The organism is Aquimarina sp. RZ0 (assembly GCF_008370685.1).
Taxonomy (GTDB): Bacteria; Bacteroidota; Bacteroidia; order Flavobacteriales; family Flavobacteriaceae; genus Aquimarina.
Genome location: NZ_VTZU01000175.1, coordinates 1 through 2,644, shown reverse-complemented (window position 1 = coordinate 2,644; position 2,644 = coordinate 1). Strand labels below are relative to the sequence as shown.

Below are 2,644 nucleotides of genomic sequence, written 5' to 3'. Positions count from 1 at the left end.
AATTGTAGATAATCTCGATATAGAACGAACTGTCTCTAAAATAATAGGAAACATCGAAGAATTTAATTTCCTGATACCAAGAAAACAATCTGAAACAACCCTAAACTAAGGGTGCGAAACTTCAGTAAAGTTAAAACGATTTTTTTCATATTTATTTGTATTTAAATCTATTAATTGAATGGTTATTATATTACAATCATTTATTATATCAAATTGCAGGAAATAATCCCTTATAAGAAATAGATTTTTTGTACTGTTTTATCTTCATATTATTCTTTGGCAACTATCTAATTGCTCTTAACTTAGTTCTGTACTTATACATAATAACTCTCACACTACTAAGTTTAAAAACAAGTCAATTTTGATACAGATCAACTGTTTACTTAGTTGTATTAAAAAATATAACAAACTACAAATAATAGTAAAATTATACTACTTTATCCATCCCAATTATACAGAAAATACGTGAAGTATTCTAGCATAATAAGGGAATTTATCAAGGATAATATCGAGAACTAATGTTACTAAAATATAAGTATTTCAATGTTAGGAAATTTAGGGAATTTTACACAGAATTATATTTATTTATTGCTTAATAAACAATATGGATCACAAAAATTTACCAAGCTCGACATACGATTTTTTTTTTCAAAAAAAAGTCACAAAGGTCGTCGATAATATTTACTAAATTAGAGCTTGCTGATTTTCTAAAAAAACCTTTTCAAGCGTTTTGTTTACAGTGTCCCGAAGTTTTTTCTTTCCAAAAATTTCTGCAAAAGTGCGTTAGATTTTTTATCGTCAGTTCAAATACCTTGCACTGATGATCAAATATACGACTACGGTTTCTTCTGCTTGCATCAAATACAAGCGTATTTTTTTCTGTACTGGCACGTTCTAAGGTAATCATTACATCTTCTGAGCCAATAGGATGAGATAATGTATCTGTTACTTTACCAATGATACTGGATTGGGCATATGGAAAATTACCTAACATCAAAAATATTTGGTAATATAATATACTAGAATATTCTTTTATCATCAATTATAGATTTCTTTAGCCATGTGATATCTTTTAGGGCATTCGTCGCAATCCTCATCCTCTACTATGCGTGCACCTTTAGGCAAAGTAGCTCTTGCTCTTGCTAAAATATCTTCTGATTCATTTTTTAATGCCTCTATATATATTGGCATTTCTTTTGTTTTTTTTACATCATCAGGAAGTTTTAGTTTTGTCTTCATAAATTCTGAAGTGATGCCCAGATTCATTTTAGAAGCTTTAAACTCATATTGTCCTCTACTATCAGATGCTTCCAAAATAAGTCCCGGAAGACCCTGCAATTTCCAAGGACCGTAAGATACTGGGATATCAGAGGTAAACCACGCCACATAGTTTCTACCTCTATATGAAGTAGTAGCTTTTTGACATTTATAATCTCCTACGGTTTTAAACTCATTTTTTAACTTCCATAAAATTTCATTTACGCTATCTCTAATAGTGTAAAGTTCTTGTGCAACTGTCTCTCTAAAAACAAGTTCTTTAGTTTTAAAATTAGAGAAATAAAAATTTTCTTTTTTGGGTTTTAATATTTGTACTTCATTTCTTATTACAGTTCCATTCCGGAGTTCTTCTTTGGTTTTTTTCCCTTTAATCATTTTGGCACTACCCCTTTTTATATACAATGATACTTCGGATCCAAAATAAAGCTCGTATTCGCTTGCAAAAGATGTACCATTAGAGTTATTTACGATAGTATGATAAACCAAAAAACCATTGTTCTGCTGAGCAAATAACGTGGTAGCACTTATAAAAAATAAAAATATGTAAAATCTCATAATAAGATATTTGTTCTAAATAAACCGTTTCTGAATATTATTAAAATTTAAAAATAGCTAGAATCTATTATTGTGGCCAGTCATCACAGGAATAATATGTCGAATACAAATAATTTCCGTCATTATCATAAGACTCTACACGCACTAAACAGTCACTTGGATATTCAAAATTTTCTGTTAAACTTACAGATTTATTTGCAAAGGCAAAAGAGGAAATAGTCATTAAAGCGATTCCTAATGTTAAACTTATTTTTTTTCATATTTATTTTGTGTTTAAAATTTATTAATTGAATGGTTTTTATTATAAACAGAAACGGTTTTTATTTTTCGTAAACATAGATTTGGATCTATACATATAACTAATACATCAAAACTAACCTACTTTATTAAATGTCTTGACAAACCCATTTGTTACCAATAATTTAGTTAATTTTTTAATTTTAACATTTATACAACAAAAACCAAATCCAACTATAATAATTTGTTTAAAAGAATATTTAAAGAATAACATTGCTGTAAAAAGACTTTATTAATGCTATTATTAGGGATCAATACTACTAAAGCATAAACAGTTCACCATTAGATTATTCGGGGAATATTTAAAAAAATAGCTATGACTTATTTGGGCATATATTCAGGGATTTTCTTTATGATCATATCCGAAAGAATATAATTCAACATAAGAATATAATACTCCCCATTTTTAAGACAGCTACTTAAATTGTAAATTTAATGCTGTACATATGAAAAAATCGAGAAGAAAATTTAGTTCTGCATTCAAGGCAAAGGTTGCTTTGGAGGCTATCAAAGA

3 protein-coding genes are annotated in these 2,644 nt (G+C 28.1%); all 3 read right to left on the bottom strand.

The features are described from left to right. Positions 1-721 precede the first annotated feature (721 nt). Positions 722-994 carry a hypothetical protein gene (locus F0000_RS26950; protein WP_188112311.1) on the bottom strand — a complete coding sequence of 91 codons (273 nt, stop codon included), beginning with the start codon at positions 992-994 and terminating at the stop codon, positions 722-724. Between the two features lie 44 nt (positions 995-1,038). Further along, entirely contained in the window at positions 1,039-1,833 is a 795-nt protein-coding gene (locus F0000_RS26945) for a GLPGLI family protein (RefSeq protein WP_149627794.1), read from the bottom strand. A gap of 67 nt (positions 1,834-1,900) precedes the next feature. Continuing rightward, positions 1,901-2,056 (bottom strand): hypothetical protein, encoded by a 156-nt coding sequence (locus F0000_RS28020; RefSeq protein WP_188112310.1) that lies wholly within the window; start codon positions 2,054-2,056, stop codon positions 1,901-1,903. Positions 2,057-2,644: the final 588 nt, after the last annotated feature.